We start from the raw sequence: 19,810 nt of genomic DNA, 5'->3' as shown, positions 1-19,810 counted from the left end.
AAAAGCGAGTCAGCTTATCCTACACAATTTTTTAACAAAAACTGAGACTAGTACGACTTTTTACATCCACAGGTTACTTCCACGTAGTTTATTGCTTTAATACCCGGAGTTAATTCCACATTTGAATCAGGGCTTGATAATGCAAAAACTCATTAACTCAGTGCAAAACTACGCCTGGGGAAGTAAAACTGCGTTAACGGATCTCTACGGTATCGCGAACCCGAACAACCTGCCGATGGCGGAACTATGGATGGGGGCGCACCCGAAGAGCAGCTCAAAAATTGAAGACGCCAGCGGCCAGGTACGCAGCCTGCGTGACGTGATTGATGCCGATAAAGCCGCACTGCTGGGCGACAAGGTGGCTCAGCGCTTTGGCGAACTGCCGTTCCTGTTTAAGGTGCTGTGCGCCGACCAGCCGCTCTCCATCCAGGTTCACCCGAACAAGAAAGCGTCTGAAATCGGCTTTGCCAAAGAGAACGCGGCGGGCATCCCGCTGGATGCCGCCGAGCGTAACTACAAAGATCCAAACCACAAGCCGGAGCTGGTGTTCGCGCTGACCCCGTTCCTGGCGATGAACGCGTTCCGCGAGTTTTCAGAGATTATCTCCCTGCTGCAGCCGGTCGCGGGTGCCAACAAGGCTATTGCCCACTTCCTCGAAAACCCAAACGCGGACGCGCTCAGCCAGCTGTTTGCCAGCCTGCTGAATATGCAGGGTGAAGAGAAATCTCACGCGCTGGCGGTGCTGAAAGCGGCCCTGAACAGCCAGCAAGGGGAACCGTGGGAGACCATCCGCCTGATTTCCGAGTTTTACCCTGACGACAGCGGCCTGTTCTCCCCTCTGCTGCTGAACGTGGTGAAGCTGAACCCGGGCGAAGCGATGTTCCTGTTCGCGGAAACCCCGCACGCCTACCTGCAGGGCGTAGCGCTGGAGGTGATGGCCAACTCTGACAACGTGTTGCGCGCGGGCCTGACGCCGAAATATATCGACATCCCTGAGCTGGTTGCCAACGTGAAGTTTGTGGCGAAGCCTGCCGCGGAGCTGCTGACTCAGCCGGTGAAAAACGGTGCACAGCTGGACTTCCCGATTCCGGTTGAGGATTTTGCGTTCTCCCTGCACGACCTCAATCAGACGGAAACGACAATCGCACAGGAGAGCGCGGCGATCCTGTTCTGCGTCGAGGGCGAAGCAACGCTGCGCAAAGGCGAGCAGCGTCTGGTTCTTCAGCCTGGCGAGTCAGCATTCGTTGCAGCCAATGAGTCCCCGGTCAGCGTAAGCGGCACCGGTCGCCTGGCGCGCGTTTTCAATAAGCTTTAACCACTTACTGAATTTTTTAACAACTCTTGCTAAGCTAGTTGAAGGCTTAATATCTCCGGGCGGTTTTTACCGCCTGGTTTCATTTTAGGGATAGTCGCAATGAAAAAATCGGTCGTAGCGGTTGGAGTGATTGTAGCGTTAGGCGTGGTCTGGACGGGTGCCTCCTGGTTTACCGGGAAACAGCTGGAAGGCCGTCTGGCTGAGATGGTGGCGCAGGCTAACGGAGAAATTAAGCGCAGCGCGCCGGAGGCGGGTCTGGAGCTGAGCTACCAGAACTATCAGCGCGGCGTGTTCACCAGCCGCATGCAGCTGGTGGTGAAGCCGGTGGCCGGTGCGGCAAACGGCTGGCTGAAGCCGGGACAGAGCGTGGTGCTGGATGAAGTGGTAAGCCACGGTCCGCTGCCGCTGGCGCAGCTAAAGTCGTTTAACCTGATCCCGTCCATGGCGTCCGTTCATACCGTACTGGTGAATAACGACGTCACCAAACCGCTGTTTGACCTGGCGAAGAATGAATCACCTTTCGACATTAACACCCGTATTAGCTACTCCGGTGATACCAGTTCTGATATCGCGCTGAAACCGCTGAACTACGAGAAAGAGAACGAAAAAGTCGCCTTCAGCGGTGGCCATTTCAAACTTGATGCGGATCGGGACGGCAACGTCTTCTCCATGACGGGTGAAGCGGAAAGCGGCCTGGTCAACGCCGTGAACGAATATAACCAAAAAGTTCAGCTCACCTTCAACAACCTGAAAGCCGACGGCAACAGCCGTATGACCGACTTTAAAGAGCGTATCGGCGATCAGAAGCTCTCCGTGGATAAAATTGCTATCGCAATTGAAGGAAAAGAGATGGCCGTGCTGGAAGGCATGGACGTTAACGGTCAATCCGACGTATCCAAAGACGGTAAGAGTATCAATACCCATCTGGATTACACGCTGAAGAGCCTGAAAGTGCAGAATCAGGATCTGGGCACCGGCAAGCTGTCGCTGAAGATCGGCAATATCGACGGCCAGGCATGGCACGAATTTAGCCAGAAATACAGCAAAGAGAGCCAGGCGCTGCTGACCGACGCCGCGCTGCAGCAGAACCCGGAAGTGTACCAGCAGCAGGCGATGGCGGTGCTGTTCAATAACCTGCCAATCCTGCTGAAAGGCCAGCCGGTGGTCACCGTTGCGCCGCTGAGCTGGAAAAACAGCAAAGGCGAAACCAGCTTTAACCTGTCGCTGTTCCTGAAAGATCCTGCAGCCGCCACGGGTGAACCGCAGACTCTGGCGCAGGAAGTGGATCGCAGCGTGAAGTCGCTCGACAGCAAGCTGACCATCCCGATGGATATGGCGACCGAGTTTATGACCCAGATTGCGAAGCTGGAAGGCTACGGCGATGAAGATGCCGGCAAGCTGGCGAACCAGCAGGTAAAAGGTCTGGCGGCGATGGGTCAGATGTTCCGCATCACCAAAGTAGAAGACAACACCATTTCCACCAGCCTGCAATATGCCAACGGCCAGGTAACGCTGAACGGCGACAAAATGCCGCTGGAAGAGTTTGTTGGCATGTTTGGTATGCCGACGCTGGGAATGCCGGAACCGGCTGAACCCGCAGCGCCAGCCGTACCGGCGGCACCGCAGCAGTAAACGTCAAAACCCCTCGCAAGAGGGGTTTTTTATTGCCCTTATCCTTTCCATCCCTCCAGGAAATCCAGCAGCAAGGCGTTAACTTTCTCAGGCTGTTCCTCCTGAGGAAGATGGCCGCACTCGTCGATACCCTGCGCCCGCAGGTTATCCGCCATTTCAGCCCAGACGCTTTGCATATCGAAGAGCTTGCCGACCGCGTGAAAATCATTGCCCCACAGCGACATTACCGGACAGGCGATTTTCACGTCAGCGTCGGCAAGATCCTGCGCCACGTCTTCCGCGTTGGCGCGATAGTCAGCCATCGCGCCTCGCACGGCTCCGGGCGCCTGATACGCGCGAACATAGGTGTCAAACGCCTCGCCGCTGATGGTTGACGGATCGTAGGTCCAGTCCGAGAAAAAGTGGCGCAGCCAGATATTTTCACGTCCTGCAATCAGCGCTTCCGGCAGATCGGGCACAAGATGGAACAGGAAGAACCAGTATGCGCGGGCGATGGACGCATTCAAATCGCGCGCCACGATACGCGTTGGCACGTTATCCATGACCACCAGACGATCCACCAGCTCAGGGTAATCTTTTGCGAACCGCGTCGCGACGCGCGCCCCGCGATCGTGCCCCACCAGCACCACCTTCTGTAACCCCAGCGCACGCATTAGCTCCCGGATATCCCGGGCCATGTTCCGTTTATCATAGCCAGAAGCCGGTTTATCCGTTTCGCCATATCCTCGCAAATCCGGCGCGATGACGCGGTAGTGCCGGGACAATACAGGTATCTGGTAGCGCCAGGCATAGTTTGTTTCAGGAAAACCGTGCAGAAGAATAACCGGCGCGCCTTCACCCTCTTCAGCCACAAACTGGCGAATGCCGTTTGCCGTTACGGTGTAACTTTTCATATTCATAACCTCACTTTATTTCAGCAGAGGCACGTTGGCCGCACGTTGATAAGGACCGTAATTTACAGGGTTCCAGCTATAGCCCTGCTGCCAGGCGGTGATATGCCCAATACCGGGGAAAGGCAGATGCGCAGCGGCCATCCACTCGCCGTCTTTCGCCAGGGCGTTAAATTCCTGCGCCCGGGACGAGATGGCTTTTTTCGAATCGACATCAAAGCGAATAGACACTTCAGGATGTGGGAACTGGACGGCTGGCGCATGAATCAGATCCCCAATGAAGTTAATAGCCGTCCCCTGCGACGCAAAGCGATAAACGGTACTGCCGGGCGTATGGCCAACGGCATAGGCCGTCTGGACTTCCGGGATCGGCGAAGCTGGCGGAACGAAGGTTTTAAGATGTCCGGAGGCTTTATAATCAGACAATGCTTTTCGGGCGATAGCAAAATACTCTTTCGCATTAGCCGGCGCGCTCGCTTCTTTTGCAGGATCAAGCCAGTAGTCGGCCTCCCCCTGCGGTACGTAGACGGTGGCATTGGGGAACAACGCTTTACCGTTCGCATCGCTCAGGCCACAAACATGATCAAGATGAAGATGCGTCAGGAAAATGGTATCAACCTGCTCGGGACGATAGCCTGATGCTTTCATATTGTTAACCAGCTGGCCGGCCGTTTCCGGCACGCAGTGCCCCGCTCCGCTGTCAATCATGACCAGATGTTTACCGGTATTAACCAGGAAAGCGTTAAAGGCGGTCGGCATGCGGTCGGCATCGATTTTATGCTGAGCCAGCAGTTTACAAACCTTGTCGTCTGAAAGACCGTGGAGTAATGACGGCGAAAGGTCGTTATAGCCGTCGAACAGCGCCGTGACCTCATATTCCCCTACCGCCAGACGATAATAGCCTGGGACCTGCTGCTTCACCTGTGCAGGTGCGTCAGCCCAGGCGGCACTTACCAGTAACAGGCTGCTGAATGCCAGAACCGTTTTCAACTTTTTCATCTTCACTCCAGATTGATATTTTTCAGGTTGTGAAGAGACTATGGCAGCGTAACGATAAATACTGTAGATATGTACTTTGATAAGGCAGAATAACGAAAAACGATATAATGAAACTGGAAGACGTAGAAGTGTTTGTCGAAGCCATTAAGGCGGGTAGCCTGGCGGGCGCCGCGCGTCGGCTCTCAATGAGCGCCATGGCGGCGTCACGCTCTCTTAACAATCTTGAGGCTGAGCTGGGGGTCAGGCTGGTGCATCGCACCACGCGATCCCTTTCACCCACCAGCGATGGTGACGTTTTTTTGCCGCATGCGCAGGCGTTGCTGGAAGATAAAAATAACGCGCTGGCCGATCTGTTTCCTGATGGTACGCACCTGTCCGGACGCCTTCGCATTACCGCCTCAGCGGCGTTTGGACGCAAGATCGTTGCACCGATGTTGCCGCTGTTTATGCAGCAACATCCTGCCCTGCAGGTCGACCTGCTGGCAACCGATGAGCAAATTGATATTGTCGGGAAAGGCATAGACGTGGCGTTACGCATTGCACCGCTGCGCGATAACCGGTTAGTTGCACACCGCATCTGTGATAACCCCCGCGAGCTTTGCGCCAGCGCGGAGTATCTCGCCGCGTACGGTTCACCGAAATTGCTTAACGATCTGGCTGGACATAGCTGCCTGACCACCTCAGATACGACACACTGGTCGTTTGAAAAGGGTGAACAGCGCTACAAACAAAAGGTGTCAGGCCGATTCTCGGCTAACTCTATTGAGGCGATTTTCGAGGCTTGTCTGGGGGGACTCGGCATCGCAAATTTATCTCGCTGGTACGTAGAGCCTGCCATTGCTGAGGGTAAACTCGTGCGGATCGTCCTGGAAGATGCTCAGCCGGAATCGCTGGCCATTTGGGCGGTTTACCCGACCTCCCGGCTGATCCCGGCAAAAGTACGAAAATTTGTAGAAGCCCTGGAGACACATCTGACGCTCAACCCGCTTACGCAGCAGAGCTGAATTATTTCACCGTCACCAGCCGCGCCGCCACAATCTGGTGCCCGGACTGGACATCCGTGTTGTCGATGCGCTGCATAATTCTGTCTGCCAGCGTGTAGCCCATCTCCCGCGCAGGGGTGGTAGCCCAGACGATGGGGAGATCGTCCAGCGCGTTTTCACCAACGTCGGCGAACGCCCCTAACGCCACCTGATGGCCGAAGAAGGTTTCCACCCCGCCCTCGCCGCTCTGACGCCCGGCGCGGATCAGGCCAAACCAGGCCCCCATGGCAATCACATCGTTGTAGCAAATCACGGCGCTGATCGTCGGATTGCTTCGCAGCAGCGCGCCTATCGCTTCCGCCGCTTTCTTCTGGCTGGATTCACACTCCACGACCCATTCGCTGTGGAACGGCAGGCCGTATTTAATCAGCGTCGCGCAGTAGCCGCCGACCCGCTCGGCGCGCGTCAGGGAGGAGCTTTTCCCTCCCAGCCAGGCAATGCGCTGATGCCCGCGGCGAATAAGATGTTCGGTCAACATTTGCGCGGCCTGCATGTTATCCGGGCGCAGCGTATCGGCCTCGTCCAGATAGCTGGCGCGCGAGGCGAACACCAGCGGCACGCCTTTTTCGGCGGCACGCTCGCACAGTTCGCTACCCACGCCCGACGCTCCGGCGACGATCACTCCGTCAACCCCCTGGGTCAGCAGCATATCGAGACGGGAGAGAAGCTGCCCGGCCTCGCGCCCGCCGTGCAGCAGAAAGACCATCCGCCCCTGCGCTTCCAGCGCTTCGGTTAACCCGGCGGTCAGCTCCGCATAGAAAGGTGACGTCAGGTCGCGGACAATCAGGCCAATCACCCCGCTTTGCCCGCCGCGCAGCGCCGACGCCTGGCGGTTTCGCACAAAGCCCAACTGCTCAACCGCCTCGTTCACCCTCTGGCCGGTTGCGGGCGAGATGCGCCCTTTACCACTGAGCACGAGAGAAACGGTGCTGACGGAAACCCCCGCCGCCAGCGCGACATCGTTGATGGTGACTTTTTTCGCTACAGCCATGTGTCAGCGTGACTCCCTGAAATGAGATCGGTAAAACGTTTTATCAATACGTTATCTTTATACTACCAGTCAAAGCCTGAGAATGTGATTTAGCGCGCACTAAACTTTGATAAAACGTTTTATCTTCTCGCAGCATTGAAGCAGGCAAACTGATTTTAACAATAAAGGAGTCGTTTTATGACGGCGAAAACAGCACAAAAAATATCGCTGTGGGAGTTTTTCCAGCAACTGGGTAAAACCTTTATGCTGCCCGTGGCGCTCCTCTCGTTCTGCGGGATCATGCTCGGGATCGGCAGCTCGCTGAGCAGTAAAGACGTCATCACGCTGATCCCGTTCCTCGGTACTCCCGTGCTGCAGGCGATCTTTATCTGGATGAGTAAGGTCGGCTCCTTCGCGTTTAGCTTCCTGCCCGTGATGTTCTGTATCGCCATCCCGCTGGGCCTGGCCCGCGAGAATAAAGGCGTCGCGGCCTTTGCCGGGTTTGTGGGTTACGCCGTGATGAACCTGGCGGTTAACTTCTGGCTGACCGCGAAAGGCATTCTGCCGACGACCGATGCTGCCGTGCTGAAGGCCAACAATATTCAGAGCGTGATTGGTATTCAGTCTATTGATACCGGGATCCTCGGTGCGGTGATCGCCGGGGTCATTATCTGGATGCTGCACGAGCGCTTCCACAATATCCGCCTGCCGGATGCCCTGGCCTTCTTCGGCGGTACCCGCTTCGTGCCGATTGTCACCCTGGTAGTTATGGGTCTGTTCGGCCTGATCATTCCGCTGATCTGGCCGGTCTTTGCGATGGGCATCAACGGCATTGGCCGCATCATCAACGGCGCGGGAGATTTTGGTCCGATGATCTTCGGCACCGGCGAGCGTCTGCTGCTACCGTTCGGCCTGCAGCATATCCTGGTGGCCCTGATTCGCTTCACCGAAGCGGGCGGTACCATGGAGGTGTGCGGTCACGACGTGAGCGGTGCGCTGACCATCTTCCAGGCGCAGCTGAGCTGTCCGACTACCCACGGCTTCTCTGAAAGCGCCACCCGCTTCCTGTCTCAGGGTAAAATGCCGGCCTTCCTCGGCGGCCTGCCGGGTGCCGCGCTGGCGATGTACCACTGCGCGCGCCCGGAAAACCGACATAAAATTAAAGGGCTGCTGATCTCCGGCGTGATTGCCTGCGTCGTGGGCGGCACCACCGAGCCTATCGAATTCCTGTTCCTGTTTGTTGCGCCGGTGCTGTATCTCATCCACGCGCTGCTGACCGGCCTGGGCTTTACCGTGATGGCAGTGCTCGGCGTCACCATCGGCAACACCGACGGCAACGTGATTGACTTCGTGGTGTTCGGGATCCTGCACGGCCTGTCAACCAAGTGGTATCTGGTGCCGGTCGTGGCGGCTATCTGGTTCGCGGTGTACTACGGTATCTTCCGCTTCGCCATCACCCGCTTTAACCTGAAAACGCCGGGCCGCGATACCGATACCGCCACCAGCGTTGAGCAGGCGGTGGCCGGTACCGTGGGCAAATCCGGGTATAACACCCCTGCCATTCTGGCTGCGCTGGGCGGTGCGGATAACATTACCTCGCTGGATAACTGCATCACCCGCCTGCGTCTGTCGGTGGCGGATATGTCCAAAGTGGATACCAACGCCCTGAAAGCCAACCGGGCCATCGGCGTGGTACAGTTAAATCAGCATAATTTGCAGGTGGTTATCGGCCCGCAGGTTCAGTCGGTGAAAGATGAGCTGGCAACCCTGATGCGAACAGTAGAAGCCTGATGCCTCAACCCCCTCTCATGAGGGGGTTTTACTTTAAGGATTAACGTCATGTTTGATTTTTCTACCGTCGTGGATCGTCACGGCACCTGGTGTACGCAGTGGGACTACGTCGCCGACCGCTTTGGCGCGGCGGATCTGCTGCCCTTCACCATCTCGGATATGGACTTCGCCACCGCCCCCTGCATTACCGACGCGCTGCATCAGCGCATCAACCACGGCGTGCTGGGCTACAGCCGCTGGAAAAACGACGAGTTTCTTGCCGCTGTTGAGCACTGGTTTCGGCAGCGCTTTAACAGCCGCATTGATAAAGAAACCATCGTTTATGGCCCTTCCGTCATCTACATGGTGTCAGAGCTGATCCGCCTCTGGTCAAAGCCCGGTGACGGCGTGGTGGTCCACACCCCGGCGTACGATGCGTTTTACAACGCCATTGGAGGCAATGCGCGTCAGGTTGTGGCCGTTGAGATGGAAAAGCAGGCGGCTGGCTGGCAGGGCAATATGGCGGCGCTTGAAGCGGCCCTGGCGAAACCGGAAAACAAAATTCTGCTGCTGTGCAGCCCGCAGAACCCGACCGGCAAGGTCTGGACGCGGGATGAATTGACGCAGATGGCGGAACTCTGTGAGCGCTATGATGTGGCGGTTATCAGCGATGAAATTCATATGGACATGGTCTGGGGGGCGCATCGCCACACCCCGTGGAATGCGGTAGCGCGCGGCAAATGGGCGCTTCTCACCTCCGGCTCGAAAAGCTTTAATATTCCGGCACTGACGGGCGCATACGGCCTGATCGGCGATGAAGAGAGCCGTAACGGCTATCTCAGCGCGCTAAAAGGACGGGATGGGCTCTCTTCCCCTTCCGTGCTGGCGCTGACGGCCCATATCGCCGCCTATCAGCAGGGAGAGTCGTGGCTGGATGCCTTGCGTCGTTATCTGGAAGAGAATCTGTTGTATATCGCACAGGAATTAAACAGTGCTTTTCCGAAACTGAACTGGCAGCCGCCGGAAGCAACCTATCTGGCCTGGATTGACCTGCGCCCGCTGAACATTGACGACAGGGCACTGCAAAAAGTACTGATCGAGCAGCAAAAAGTCGCCATCATGCCGGGATACACGTACGGAAACGAGGGTAACGGCTTCGTGCGCCTTAACGCCGGCTGCCCGCGCAGCAAGCTGGAACAAGGGGTTCAGCGCCTCATCGCCGGGATCAACACGCTCCTGTAATTTGTTTGCGCAACGGAATATTCCCTTGCGCAAATAGCTTTTTACCCCGTTTTGTTTTTATAATATGGCGCACTTTAACCCGAAAAGAGTGCGACCATGATTGATACACGCCTGCCCTTAACTGATATTCATCGTCACCTTGACGGTAACATTCGTGCCCAAACCATCCTCGATCTTGGCCGCCAGTTCAATTTAACGCTTCCTGCTCAGACCCTTGAGTCCCTGATCCCTCACGTACAGGTGACCTCTAATGAACCGGACCTGGTCAGCTTCCTGAGCAAACTCGACTGGGGCGTGAAGATGCTGGCGTCGCTGGATGCCTGCCGCCGCGTGGCGTTTGAGAACATTGAAGACGCGGCCCGCAACGGCCTGCACTACGTCGAGCTGCGCTTCTCGCCGGGCTATATGGCGATGACCCACAGCCTGCCCGTTGCAGGCGTAGTGGAAGCCGTCCTTGAAGGCGTCCGTGAAGGGTGTAAAACCTTCGACGTTCAGGCCCGCCTGATCGGCATTATGAGCCGCACGTTCGGCGAAGCCGCCTGCCTGCAGGAGCTGGAAGCGCTGCTGGCGCACCGCGATGCCATCACTGCCGTCGACCTCGCCGGCGACGAACTGGGCTTCCCCGGCAGCCTGTTCCTCTCCCACTTCAACCGCGCGCGCGATGCCGGCTGGCACATTACCGTCCATGCGGGTGAAGCAGCGGGCCCGGAAAGCATCTGGCAGGCCATCCGCGAGCTGGGCGCCGAGCGTATCGGCCACGGCGTGAAGGCGGTAGAAGACCGCGCTCTGATGGATTTCCTGGCGGAGCAGCGTATCGGGATTGAGTCGTGCCTGACGTCTAACATTCAGACCAGCACCGTAGCATCGCTGTCGCAGCACCCGCTGAAAACCTTCCTCGAGCACGGCGTGCTGGCCTCGCTGAACACGGACGATCCGGCGGTTCAGGGCGTGGATATCATCCACGAGTACAACATCGCCGCACCGCAGGCGGGTCTGAGCCGTGAGCAGATTCGCCAGTCGCAGATCAACGGGCTGGAGATCGCCTTCCTGACGCCTGCAGAGAAGCAGGCGCTGCGGGATAAGGTGGCAACCGCGTAAACCCTTTGCCGGGTCGCGGCTACGCCTTACCCGGCATACAAAAGCATTTAAAACTTATGCCAGGCAGAGCGTGGCGCGATGTTTGGCAGATTCAATCCCCAGCTCAATCAGCTCCATAATCTGAATCGCCTGGCTGGCCGGAACCGGGTTCTCCCCCGTTCCATTAAGCGCATCGCGGATGGCAGCATAATAAGCCGGATAGTTACCCGGGCTCGTTAACAGGGTTTCCTCAACCAGCTCCTCACCTTCCGTCCGTGTCACGACGCCGTCGCGCATATCATAGCCCCAGTCTTCCTGCGGCAGACGTTCACCGTTTTTGAGGCGATCTTCCTGCGGATCGAGGCCAAACTTCACGTAGCTCCCGCGCGTGCCGTGGATGATATAGCGGGCAGATTCCGCGGCCGCGACCATCGTGCCGTGCAGCACAATCCGCCGCTGCGGGTAACTCAACACCGCGTGGAAGTAATCGGTTGTCTGCGCCCCGGGCCTGAGCTGGGCCAGATCGACTGTCATGCTCACCGGCAGCCCAAACAGATTCACGGCCTGGTCCAGCAGATGCGGGGCTAAATCGTACCAGATGCCGCTGCCCGGACCGGCCTGCTCGCGCCAGCGGTTTCTCACCTGCGGACGGAAGCGGTCAAAATGCGATTCAAAAAAAACGATCTCTCCTAGCGTGCCTTCCCCAAGAAGCGTTTTAACCGTCAGGAAGTCGCTGTCCCACCTGCGGTTATGGAAAACGGACAGCACTCTGCCCAGGCTTTTTGCCAGCGCCTCCAGCTCACGCGCCTGTGACAACGTCACGGTGAAGGGTTTGTCAACAACGACGTGCTTCCCGGCTTCCAGCGCGGCTTTCGCCAGCGGGAAGTGCGTGTCGTTCGGGGTGGGAATAACAATTAAATCGATATTCGGATCGTTGAAAAGGTGTTTAGGCTCGGAGACAACCGGCACTGCGGGCCAGTCAGCGTGGACTTTGGCGGCGTCGCTGCTGGATACCGCCGCCAGCGCCATTCCCGGCGTTCCGGCTATCAGAGGCGCATGAAACGTTTTGCTCGCGTACCCGTAGCCTATAAGCCCGACGCGGATGTTATCACTCATCGTGTTGTCCTCTTTTTGCGTTTCTTATTTCATACTGGCCTTTCTGGCATTGCCCTCATTAATAATGAGCCATGGCGCTTAAAATAGCAGGCTGTACCGGCTATTTTTGTTACATAGTATTAACCTTCTGATTTTGTTTAAGGGAATCGTTCCCAAAGCGCTTGCCGTCAGAGAAACAGCGCTGTAACATTTGCGACCTGTATTTATGGATAAATTACAACAGTGAATCATGGCATCAATTATTAATCGAATCATTGAATTAGCGGGATGGATTGTTCTTGGGGTTTCGGTCATTTTGCTCGGCGTAGCCAGCCATATTGATAACTACCAGCCGCCGGAGCCTGCTGCCGTCACCCATCCTAAGTAACCGGTTGCTGCTTTAAAGAGTGACATAATGTGTCAGTTTCGTATTGCCAGCCCTGGTGAACGCGGTTAACCTTCTCTTCCAGGCATCACCTTCGGTGCCTGAATTTCAGCATAGAAAACTCCTAATTTCGTCGCGTTATCTGAGTGGGCTGTTTACGTCTGTATTAATCCGTTTATTATTCGACCGAATTACCTTAACTGGTATTACTCACTTTTATATGGAAAATTATTAATATGACAGTTCAGGACTATTTATTAAAATTTCGCAAGATCAATTCGCTTGAGAGCCTGGAAAAACTGTTTGACCATCTGAACTACACCCTGTCGGATAATCAGGACATCATCAATATGTATCGCGCCGCTGACCATCGCCGTGCGGAGCTGGTCTCCGGCGGTCGCTTGTTCAACGTCGGCGAGGTGCCGAAGTCCGTATGGCGTTACGTTTTATAAGAAAGTAGCCATCCGCGCGAAATGTTATATACTCTCCGCCCTGCAAACTGGCTGTACAACATTTCGCGCAGATAATGGGAGAGTTCATGACCGCAACGCCTGGAGAACGAATCGGAGGCTGGTTAATCGCCCCACTGGCATGGCTGCTGGTTGCCTTATTAAGCGCATCGCTTGCGCTGCTGCTTTATACCACCGCATTGATTACCCCTCACGCTATTCAGACCCTAATGTCGCAAAGCGTGCTGAATATAGCGATGTGGTTTGTGTCGTTCGTTTTCGCGATTGGGATGTGGTACTACACCCTGTGGCTGACTATCGCCTTCTTTAAGCGCCGCAAGAGTGTGCCTAAGCACTACATTATCTGGCTGCTGGTCTCGGTCCTGCTGGCGGTTAAAGCGTTTGCTTTCTCGCCCGTCTCTGACGCGCTTGCTGTACGCCAGCTGCTTTTCCCGTTACTGGCTGCGGCGCTGCTGGTGCCCTATTTCAAACGTTCAACGCGTGTGAAAAACACCTTCGTGAACCCGTAATAACCTTACAGATAACCTGTTGTCGCCTGCCCCGGTTTGTCCGATAATAGGCGGCTTTTTTATTTCAGGCTAAATAATGACCGATTACTTACTGCTCTTTGTCGGCACCGTGCTGGTTAACAACTTCGTTCTGGTGAAGTTCCTTGGCCTGTGCCCGTTTATGGGCGTGTCCAAAAAGCTGGAAACGGCGATGGGCATGGGGCTGGCGACGACCTTCGTCATGACGCTGGCGTCCATCTGCGCGTGGTTGATTGACACCTGGATCCTCATCCCGCTGGGGTTAATCTATCTCCGCACGCTGGCGTTTATTCTGGTCATTGCGGTGGTGGTGCAATTTACCGAAATGGTCGTGCGTAAAACCAGCCCGGCGCTCTATCGCCTGCTGGGTATCTTCCTGCCGCTGATCACCACCAACTGCGCGGTGCTTGGCGTGGCGCTGCTGAACATCAACCTTGGCCATAACTTCATGCAGTCGGCGCTGTACGGTTTCTCCGCCGCTGTCGGTTTCTCATTCGTTATGGTGCTGTTCGCGTCGATTCGCGAACGTCTGGCAGCAGCGGATATCCCTGCGCCATTTCGCGGTAATGCCATTGCGCTGGTGACCGCGGGTTTAATGTCTCTTGCCTTTATGGGCTTTAGTGGTCTGGTGAAGTTGTAATGAGTGCTATCTGGATTGCCATCGCCTCTATCAGCGTCCTGGGGTTGGTGTTTGGCCTTATCCTGGGCTACGCCTCCCGCCGTTTCGCGGTAGAGGACGATCCTGTTGTTGAAAAAATTGATGAGCTTTTGCCGCAAAGTCAGTGTGGACAGTGCGGCTACCCGGGCTGCCGCCCTTACGCTGAAGCGGTAGGCATTCAGGGTGAAAAAATTAACCGCTGTGCGCCCGGCGGCGAAGCGGTGATGCTGAAAATTGCCGCCCTGCTTAACGTCGATCCGCAGCCCGTTGATGGCGATGCGGAAGTCCAGGAGCCGGTCCGTGCCCTCGCGGTGATCGACGAAGCAAACTGCATCGGCTGCACCAAATGTATTCAGGCCTGTCCGGTCGACGCTATTGTTGGCGCAACGCGCGCCATGCACACCGTTGTGGCGGATCTCTGCACCGGCTGTAACCTCTGCGTGGCCCCCTGCCCGACGCAATGTATAGAGCTGCGCCCGGTTGAAACGACTACCGAAAGCTGGAAGTGGGATCTTCAAACCATTCCGGTTCGCAATATTCCTGTGGAACAACATGCTTAAGTTATTTTCTGCTTTCAGAAAAGAGAAGATCTGGGACTTTGACGGCGGTATCCATCCGCCAGAGATGAAAGCCCAGTCCAACGGCACGCCGCTGCGTCAAATTCCGCTGGCGACGCGTTACGTCATGCCGCTCAAGCAGCATATTGGCGCTGAGGGCGAGCTGTGCGTGAAAGAAGGCGATACGGTGCTGCGCGGTCAGCCGCTGACCTTCGGACGCGGACGTATGCTGCCGGTACACGCCCCTACTTCCGGGAAAGTGGTGGCGATTGCCCCTCATACGGTGGCGCATCCGTCCGCGCTATCGGAACTGAGCGTGATTATTGAAGCCGACGGCGAAGATCGCTGGATTGACCGTGACGGCTGGAGCGACTACCGCAGCCAGAGCCGCGAAGCGCTCATCGAGCGTATTCATCAGTTCGGCGTCGCCGGGCTTGGCGGCGCGGGCTTCCCGACCGGCGTCAAGCTGCGCGGCGGTGGCGATAAGATTCAGACGCTGATTATCAACGCCGCCGAATGCGAGCCGTACATCACCGCCGACGATCGTCTGATGCAGGATTGCGCCGCCCAGGTGGTGGAAGGCATCCGCATCCTTGCGCACATTCTGCAGCCGCGGGAAGTGCTGATCGGTATCGAAGACAATAAACCGCAGGCTATTTCAATGCTGCGCGCCGTGCTGGCCGGTAGCCATGATATCGCCCTGCGCGTTATTCCGACCAAGTACCCCTCTGGCGGCGCAAAACAGCTGACGCAAATCCTCACCGGCAAGCAGGTCCCGCACGGCGGACGCTCATCGGATATCGGCGTGCTGATGCAAAACGTCGGCACCGCTTACGCCGTCAAGCGTGCGGTGATTGACGGCGAGCCGTTGACCGAGCGCGTGGTAACGCTGACCGGAGAGTCTGTCTCTCGTCCGGGTAACGTCTGGGCGCGCCTCGGCACGCCGGTGCGCCATCTGCTGGAACAGGCTGATTTTTGCCCTGCCAGCGACCAGATGGTGATCATGGGCGGTCCGCTGATGGGCTTTACCCTGCCGTGGCTCGACGTTCCGGTAGTGAAAATCACCAACTGCCTGCTCGCCCCTTCCCCAACCGAAATGGGGGAGGAGCAGGAAGAGAAAGGCTGCATCCGCTGCAGCGCCTGTGCCGATGCCTGCCCGGCGGATCTCCTCCCGCAGCAGCTGTACTGGTACAGCAAAGGCCAACTGCACGATAAAGCCAAAGCCCATAACCTGGCCGACTGCATCGAATGCGGTGCCTGCGCCTGGGTCTGCCCAAGCAACATTCCGCTGGTGCAGTACTTCCGCCAGGAGAAGGCCGAGATTTATGCCATCTCCATGGAAGAAAAACGCGCCGCGGAAGCCAAGGCACGTTTCGAAGCGCGTCAGGCGCGTCTCGAACGTGAGAAGATGGCTCGTCAGGAGCGACATAAGCAGGCCGCCGTTCAGCCTGCCGGGAAAGATCAGGATGCAATCAACGCCGCACTGGCGCGCGTTCGCGAGAAAAAAGCCAGTGCCGCCCAGACGCTGGTGATCCAGGCCGGTGAAAAACCGGATAACAGCGAAGCGATTGCCGCCCGCGAAGCGCGTAAAGCTGCGGCCCGCGCCCGTCAGGCGGAAAAAGCGCAAGCGGCGCAGCCGGAAGCTGAAATCGATCCACGCAAAGCCGCCGTTGAGGCGGCAATAGCCCGTGCCAAAGCGCGCAAGGCCGGGGAGCAGCCAGTGGTGGTTGAACAGGAACCGGTCGATCCGCGTAAAGCTGCCGTTGAAGCGGCGATTGCCCGCGCCAAAGCGCGCAAAGCAGCGCAGCAGGCGCCAGCCGCAGAACCTGAAGCACCGGTCGACCCACGTAAAGCCGCCGTTGAAGCGGCGATAGCCCGCGCCAAAGCGCGCAAAGCAGCACAGCAGGAAGAGCAGCCGCAGGCCGCCAACGATGACCCGCGCAAGGCCGCCGTCGCCGCCGCCATTGCGCGCGTTCAGGCAAAGAAAGCCGCACAGCAAGCCGTAAACGAGGATTAAATGGTTTTCAGAATCGCAAGTTCCCCTTACACCCACAATCAGCGCCAGACCTCGCGCATCATGATGCTGGTCTGCCTGGCGGCGCTGCCGGGCATTGCCGTTCAGTGCTGGTTTTTCGGCTGGGGAACCCTGTTCCAGATAGCTCTTGGATGCGCCAGCGCCGTCGCGGCGGAAGCCCTCGTGCTGAAGCTGCGCAAGATGGCGGTTTCCCGCATCCTGGCCGATAACTCCGCGCTGCTGACCGGCCTGCTGCTGGCCATCAGCATTCCCCCGCTTGCCCCGTGGTGGATGGTGGTGCTCGGCACCGTGTTTGCCGTGATTATTGCCAAACAGCTCTATGGCGGCCTCGGTCATAACCCGTTTAACCCGGCGATGATTGGCTACGTAGTGCTGCTGATCTCCTTCCCGGTACAGATGACCAGCTGGCTGCCACCGCACGAGATTGCAGCCACGGTGCCCGGCTTTATGGATGCTCTGCAGGTGATCTTTACCGGCCATACGGCGCTGGGTGCTGATATGAACGCGCTGCGTATGGGCGTGGACGGTATCAGCCAGGCGACGCCGCTCGATACGTTTAAAACGTCCCTGCACGCCGGGCATAGCGTTGAGCAAATCATGAAGTCCGCCATCTACAGCGGCGTGCTGGCGGGCGCGGGCTGGCAGTGGGTCAACCTGGCGTATCTGCTGGGCGGCCTGTTCCTGTTGCAGCAGAAGGCCATCCGCTGGCATATTCCGGTCAGCTTCCTCGTGACGCTGGCGGTCTGCGCCACGCTGGGCTGGGTATTCTCTCCTGAATCCCTGGCCAGCCCGCAGATGCACCTGCTCTCCGGCGCGACCATGCTGGGTGCCTTCTTTATCCTGACGGATCCGGTGACGGCCTCAACGACTAACCGCGGACGCCTGATCTTCGGAGCGCTGGCTGGATTGCTGGTCTGGCTCATCCGCAGCTTTGGCGGCTACCCGGACGGCGTGGCCTTTGCCGTCCTGCTCGCCAATATTACCGTTCCGCTCATCGACTATTACACGCGTCCGCGCGTGTACGGCCATCGCTAAGGGTTTCGCCATGTTAAAAACGATGCAAAAACACGGCGTCACGCTGGCTGTCTTCGCCGCGGTCCTGACGGGGCTGACGGCACTGGTTAATGCGCTGACCAAAACGACCATCGAAGAACAGGCCTCGAAGCAGCAAAAGGCGTTGTTCGATCAGGTGATCCCGTCCGATTTCTACGATAATGACCTGCAAAAAAGCTGCTTTGTGGTAGACGCGCCGCAGCTTGGGAAAGGCCCGCACCGCCTCTTTATCGCCCGCAAAGGGGATAAACCGGTCGGCGCGGTGATGGAAGCGACCGCGCCTGACGGCTATTCCGGCGCCATTCAGCTGCTCGTGGGCAGCGATTTCTCCGGTACCATCCTGGGCACCCGCGTGACGGAACATCATGAAACGCCGGGTCTTGGCGACAAAATTGAAACCCGTCTGAGCGACTGGATTTTGCACTTTGCCGGTAAAGTGATCCATGGTGAAGATGACACCGCGTTTGCGGTGAAGAAAGACGGCGGCGAGTTTGACCAGTTCACTGGGGCGACCATCACCCCGCGGGCGGTGGTAAACGCCGTAAAACGAGCCGGGCTGTACGCTGAAACGCTGCCCGCGCAGATCAACAATCTTCCGGCCTGTGAGGAGTAATCATGAGCCAGGTTAAAGAGGTTATTGTCCAGGGATTGTGGAAAAACAACTCCGCGCTGGTACAGCTTCTGGGTATGTGCCCCCTGCTGGCGGTGACATCCACCGCCACCAACGCGCTCGGTCTGGGTCTGGCAACCACGCTGGTATTGACCCTGACCAACCTCTCCATCTCTGCCCTGAGACGCTGGACGCCGTCGGAAATTCGTATTCCGATTTACGTCATGATCATTGCGTCGGTGGTCAGTATTGTCCAGATGCTGATTAACGCCTACGCGTTTGGTCTGTACCAGTCGCTCGGGATCTTCATTCCTCTTATCGTCACCAACTGTATTGTGGTCGGGCGTGCGGAAGCGTTCGCGGTGAAAAACAGCCCGGCCATGTCTGCGCTGGATGGTTTTTCCATTGGCATGGGCGCCACGTGCGCCATGTTCGTGCTGGGCTCGCTGCGTGAAATCCTCGGCAACGGTACGCTGTTCGACGGCGCAGATGCGCTGCTGGGCGGCTGGGCTAAAGCGCTGCGCGTTGAGGTGTTTCACACCGATACGCCGTTCCTGCTGGCGATGCTGCCGCCCGGCGCGTTTATTGGCCTCGGCATGATGCTGGCAATAAAATACCTGATTGATGAGAAACGTAAGCGCCGCGCGGCTGAGCGCAGCGTTCTGGAAGGGACACCCGAGAAGGCCTCATGAATAAAGAAAAGCGCATTGCGATCCTGACCCGCCTGCGGGACGAGAACCCGCACCCGACGACGGAGCTGAATTTTACCTCCCCGTTTGAGCTGCTGATCGCGGTGTTGCTCTCTGCGCAGGCGACCGACGTGAGCGTCAATAAAGCCACTGCCCTGCTCTATTCGGTCGCCAATACGCCGAAGGCCATGCTGGAGCTGGGCGTGGAAGGCGTGAAGTCTTATATCAAAACCATCGGCCTGTTTAACAGCAAAGCCGAGAACGTGATTAAGACCTGTCGGATCCTGATGGAACAGCACGGAGGCGAAGTACCGGAAGATCGCGCCGCGCTGGAAGCCTTGCCGGGCGTGGGGCGTAAAACCGCGAACGTTGTGCTCAATACCGCGTTTGGCTGGCCGACCATCGCCGTTGATACGCATATATTCCGCGTCTCAAACCGGACCAACTTCGCCCCAGGGAAAAATGTCGAGCAGGTAGAAGAGAAGCTGTTAAAAGTGGTTCCTGCCGAATTCAAGGTTGACTGCCACCACTGGCTGATTTTGCACGGTCGTTATACCTGCATAGCCCGAAAGCCGCGCTGCGGCTCCTGCGTTATTGAAGATCTCTGCGAATATAAAGAAAAAGTCTATCCCTGACCCGTCATAATCCCCTACAAAAAGAAGGACTACCGTTCGTTCTTCTTTTGGCCGTTATTTGTCCGCTCTTACTTTCTTCTGACTTGTCACTTGTTCGGCTCTATAACGCTCAAACAGGTTAATAGTTTTTTCATAGCCAAAAATTTCTATACATCTGT

20 protein-coding genes are annotated in these 19,810 nt (G+C 57.1%); 16 read left to right on the top strand and 4 right to left on the bottom strand.

Features of this window, described 5'->3' with window-relative positions:
* Nucleotides 1-139: 139 nt before the first annotated feature.
* Nucleotides 140-1,315 carry a mannose-6-phosphate isomerase gene (gene manA / locus IM314_RS00525; RefSeq protein ID WP_193358324.1) on the top strand — a complete coding sequence of 392 codons (1,176 nt, stop codon included), beginning with the start codon at nt 140-142 and terminating at the stop codon, nt 1,313-1,315.
* A gap of 99 nt (nt 1,316-1,414) precedes the next feature.
* Entirely contained in the window at nt 1,415-2,947 is a 1,533-nt protein-coding gene (locus IM314_RS00520) for a YdgA family protein (protein WP_193358325.1), read from the top strand.
* Between the two features lie 38 nt (nt 2,948-2,985).
* On the opposite strand, the gene IM314_RS00515 is transcribed toward IM314_RS00520, so the two are convergent.
* Both IM314_RS00515 and IM314_RS00510 read right to left on the bottom strand, forming a co-directional pair.
* Nucleotides 2,986-3,840, bottom strand: a complete 855-nt coding sequence (locus IM314_RS00515; RefSeq protein ID WP_193358326.1) for an alpha/beta fold hydrolase — start codon at nt 3,838-3,840, stop codon at nt 2,986-2,988.
* Nucleotides 3,841-3,855: 15 nt separating this feature from the next.
* The gene (locus IM314_RS00510) at nt 3,856-4,836 is read right to left on the bottom strand and encodes an MBL fold metallo-hydrolase (protein ID WP_193358327.1); all 981 of its coding nucleotides are present in this window, start codon (nt 4,834-4,836) and stop codon (nt 3,856-3,858) included.
* A gap of 107 nt (nt 4,837-4,943) precedes the next feature.
* Between IM314_RS00510 and IM314_RS00505 the strand changes: the two genes are divergently transcribed.
* Nucleotides 4,944-5,840: a LysR family transcriptional regulator gene (locus tag IM314_RS00505; RefSeq protein WP_045261486.1), complete on the top strand. Its 897-nt coding sequence runs from the start codon at nt 4,944-4,946 to the stop codon at nt 5,838-5,840.
* Between the two features lies 1 nt (nt 5,841).
* Here the strand turns inward: IM314_RS00505 and IM314_RS00500 are convergent, their stop codons facing one another.
* A complete protein-coding gene (locus tag IM314_RS00500) occupies nt 5,842-6,870 on the bottom strand; it encodes a Mal regulon transcriptional regulator MalI (protein WP_028012924.1) in 1,029 nt (342 codons plus the stop codon).
* Between the two features lie 177 nt (nt 6,871-7,047).
* Between IM314_RS00500 and malX the strand changes: the two genes are divergently transcribed.
* From malX to add, 3 genes are all read left to right on the top strand, one after another.
* Nucleotides 7,048-8,640 carry a maltose/glucose-specific PTS transporter subunit IIBC gene (gene malX, locus IM314_RS00495; protein ID WP_028012923.1) on the top strand — a complete coding sequence of 531 codons (1,593 nt, stop codon included), beginning with the start codon at nt 7,048-7,050 and terminating at the stop codon, nt 8,638-8,640.
* 48 nt (nt 8,641-8,688) lie between these two features.
* Nucleotides 8,689-9,861 carry a MalY/PatB family protein gene (locus IM314_RS00490; RefSeq protein WP_193358328.1) on the top strand — a complete coding sequence of 391 codons (1,173 nt, stop codon included), beginning with the start codon at nt 8,689-8,691 and terminating at the stop codon, nt 9,859-9,861.
* 96 nt (nt 9,862-9,957) lie between these two features.
* Nucleotides 9,958-10,959, top strand: coding sequence for an adenosine deaminase (add, locus tag IM314_RS00485; protein WP_193358329.1), 1,002 nt, complete (start codon nt 9,958-9,960; stop codon nt 10,957-10,959).
* A gap of 54 nt (nt 10,960-11,013) precedes the next feature.
* On the opposite strand, the gene IM314_RS00480 is transcribed toward add, so the two are convergent.
* Entirely contained in the window at nt 11,014-12,054 is a 1,041-nt protein-coding gene (locus tag IM314_RS00480) for an oxidoreductase (RefSeq protein WP_045630190.1), read from the bottom strand.
* A gap of 241 nt (nt 12,055-12,295) precedes the next feature.
* On the opposite strand from IM314_RS00480, the gene blr reads away from it, so the two are divergent.
* From blr to nth, 10 genes are all read left to right on the top strand, one after another.
* Nucleotides 12,296-12,421: a division septum protein Blr gene (gene blr / locus IM314_RS00475; protein WP_168733269.1), complete on the top strand. Its 126-nt coding sequence runs from the start codon at nt 12,296-12,298 to the stop codon at nt 12,419-12,421.
* 233 nt (nt 12,422-12,654) lie between these two features.
* A complete protein-coding gene (gene ydgT, locus IM314_RS00470) occupies nt 12,655-12,870 on the top strand; it encodes a transcription modulator YdgT (RefSeq protein ID WP_013096896.1) in 216 nt (71 codons plus the stop codon).
* Between the two features lie 86 nt (nt 12,871-12,956).
* Nucleotides 12,957-13,397: a DUF2569 domain-containing protein gene (locus tag IM314_RS00465; RefSeq protein WP_025758365.1), complete on the top strand. Its 441-nt coding sequence runs from the start codon at nt 12,957-12,959 to the stop codon at nt 13,395-13,397.
* Nucleotides 13,398-13,473: 76 nt separating this feature from the next.
* Nucleotides 13,474-14,055, top strand: coding sequence for an electron transport complex subunit RsxA (gene rsxA, locus IM314_RS00460; protein ID WP_028012919.1), 582 nt, complete (start codon nt 13,474-13,476; stop codon nt 14,053-14,055).
* Nucleotides 14,055-14,633: an electron transport complex subunit RsxB gene (gene rsxB, locus IM314_RS00455; RefSeq protein ID WP_032640037.1), complete on the top strand. Its 579-nt coding sequence runs from the start codon at nt 14,055-14,057 to the stop codon at nt 14,631-14,633. The genes rsxA and rsxB overlap by 1 nt, the downstream gene beginning before the upstream one ends.
* A complete protein-coding gene (rsxC, locus tag IM314_RS00450; protein ID WP_193358330.1) occupies nt 14,626-16,647 on the top strand; it encodes an electron transport complex subunit RsxC in 2,022 nt (673 codons plus the stop codon). Before rsxB ends, rsxC begins: the two co-directional genes overlap by 8 nt.
* Nucleotides 16,648-17,700, top strand: coding sequence for an electron transport complex subunit RsxD (gene rsxD, locus IM314_RS00445; RefSeq protein ID WP_028012916.1), 1,053 nt, complete (start codon nt 16,648-16,650; stop codon nt 17,698-17,700).
* Between the two features lie 10 nt (nt 17,701-17,710).
* Nucleotides 17,711-18,331 (top strand): electron transport complex subunit RsxG, encoded by a 621-nt coding sequence (gene rsxG / locus IM314_RS00440; RefSeq protein ID WP_045261492.1) that lies wholly within the window; start codon nt 17,711-17,713, stop codon nt 18,329-18,331.
* A gap of 2 nt (nt 18,332-18,333) precedes the next feature.
* Nucleotides 18,334-19,020 carry an electron transport complex subunit E gene (locus IM314_RS00435; protein WP_023617347.1) on the top strand — a complete coding sequence of 229 codons (687 nt, stop codon included), beginning with the start codon at nt 18,334-18,336 and terminating at the stop codon, nt 19,018-19,020.
* Nucleotides 19,017-19,652, top strand: coding sequence for an endonuclease III (nth, locus tag IM314_RS00430; RefSeq protein ID WP_193358331.1), 636 nt, complete (start codon nt 19,017-19,019; stop codon nt 19,650-19,652). Before IM314_RS00435 ends, nth begins: the two co-directional genes overlap by 4 nt.
* The last annotated feature ends 158 nt before the right edge of the window (nt 19,653-19,810 follow it).

The sequence above is a fragment of the Enterobacter cloacae complex sp. P42RS genome (genome assembly GCF_014930595.1).
Taxonomy (GTDB): Bacteria; Pseudomonadota; Gammaproteobacteria; order Enterobacterales; family Enterobacteriaceae; genus Enterobacter; species Enterobacter bugandensis.
This window is presented reverse-complemented; position numbering and strand designations above follow the sequence as displayed.

What these genes read in the sequence shown, in the direction of transcription:
- IM314_RS00500 (WP_028012924.1), bottom strand. Translation starts at nt 6,870, where the DNA reads ATGGCTGTAGCGAAAAAAGTCACCATCAACGATGTCGCGCTGGCGGCG.
- rsxA (WP_028012919.1), top strand. Translation starts at nt 13,474, where the DNA reads ATGACCGATTACTTACTGCTCTTTGTCGGCACCGTGCTGGTTAACAAC.
- malX (WP_028012923.1), top strand. Translation starts at nt 7,048, where the DNA reads ATGACGGCGAAAACAGCACAAAAAATATCGCTGTGGGAGTTTTTCCAG.
- IM314_RS00435 (WP_023617347.1), top strand. Translation starts at nt 18,334, where the DNA reads ATGAGCCAGGTTAAAGAGGTTATTGTCCAGGGATTGTGGAAAAACAAC.
- nth (WP_193358331.1), top strand. Translation starts at nt 19,017, where the DNA reads ATGAATAAAGAAAAGCGCATTGCGATCCTGACCCGCCTGCGGGACGAG.
- IM314_RS00505 (WP_045261486.1), top strand. Translation starts at nt 4,944, where the DNA reads ATGAAACTGGAAGACGTAGAAGTGTTTGTCGAAGCCATTAAGGCGGGT.
- rsxC (WP_193358330.1), top strand. Translation starts at nt 14,626, where the DNA reads ATGCTTAAGTTATTTTCTGCTTTCAGAAAAGAGAAGATCTGGGACTTT.
- rsxB (WP_032640037.1), top strand. Translation starts at nt 14,055, where the DNA reads ATGAGTGCTATCTGGATTGCCATCGCCTCTATCAGCGTCCTGGGGTTG.
- IM314_RS00465 (WP_025758365.1), top strand. Translation starts at nt 12,957, where the DNA reads ATGACCGCAACGCCTGGAGAACGAATCGGAGGCTGGTTAATCGCCCCA.
- rsxG (WP_045261492.1), top strand. Translation starts at nt 17,711, where the DNA reads ATGTTAAAAACGATGCAAAAACACGGCGTCACGCTGGCTGTCTTCGCC.
- rsxD (WP_028012916.1), top strand. Translation starts at nt 16,648, where the DNA reads ATGGTTTTCAGAATCGCAAGTTCCCCTTACACCCACAATCAGCGCCAG.
- add (WP_193358329.1), top strand. Translation starts at nt 9,958, where the DNA reads ATGATTGATACACGCCTGCCCTTAACTGATATTCATCGTCACCTTGAC.
- IM314_RS00515 (WP_193358326.1), bottom strand. Translation starts at nt 3,840, where the DNA reads ATGAAAAGTTACACCGTAACGGCAAACGGCATTCGCCAGTTTGTGGCT.
- IM314_RS00490 (WP_193358328.1), top strand. Translation starts at nt 8,689, where the DNA reads ATGTTTGATTTTTCTACCGTCGTGGATCGTCACGGCACCTGGTGTACG.
- manA (WP_193358324.1), top strand. Translation starts at nt 140, where the DNA reads ATGCAAAAACTCATTAACTCAGTGCAAAACTACGCCTGGGGAAGTAAA.
- IM314_RS00520 (WP_193358325.1), top strand. Translation starts at nt 1,415, where the DNA reads ATGAAAAAATCGGTCGTAGCGGTTGGAGTGATTGTAGCGTTAGGCGTG.
- IM314_RS00510 (WP_193358327.1), bottom strand. Translation starts at nt 4,836, where the DNA reads ATGAAAAAGTTGAAAACGGTTCTGGCATTCAGCAGCCTGTTACTGGTA.
- ydgT (WP_013096896.1), top strand. Translation starts at nt 12,655, where the DNA reads ATGACAGTTCAGGACTATTTATTAAAATTTCGCAAGATCAATTCGCTT.
- IM314_RS00480 (WP_045630190.1), bottom strand. Translation starts at nt 12,054, where the DNA reads ATGAGTGATAACATCCGCGTCGGGCTTATAGGCTACGGGTACGCGAGC.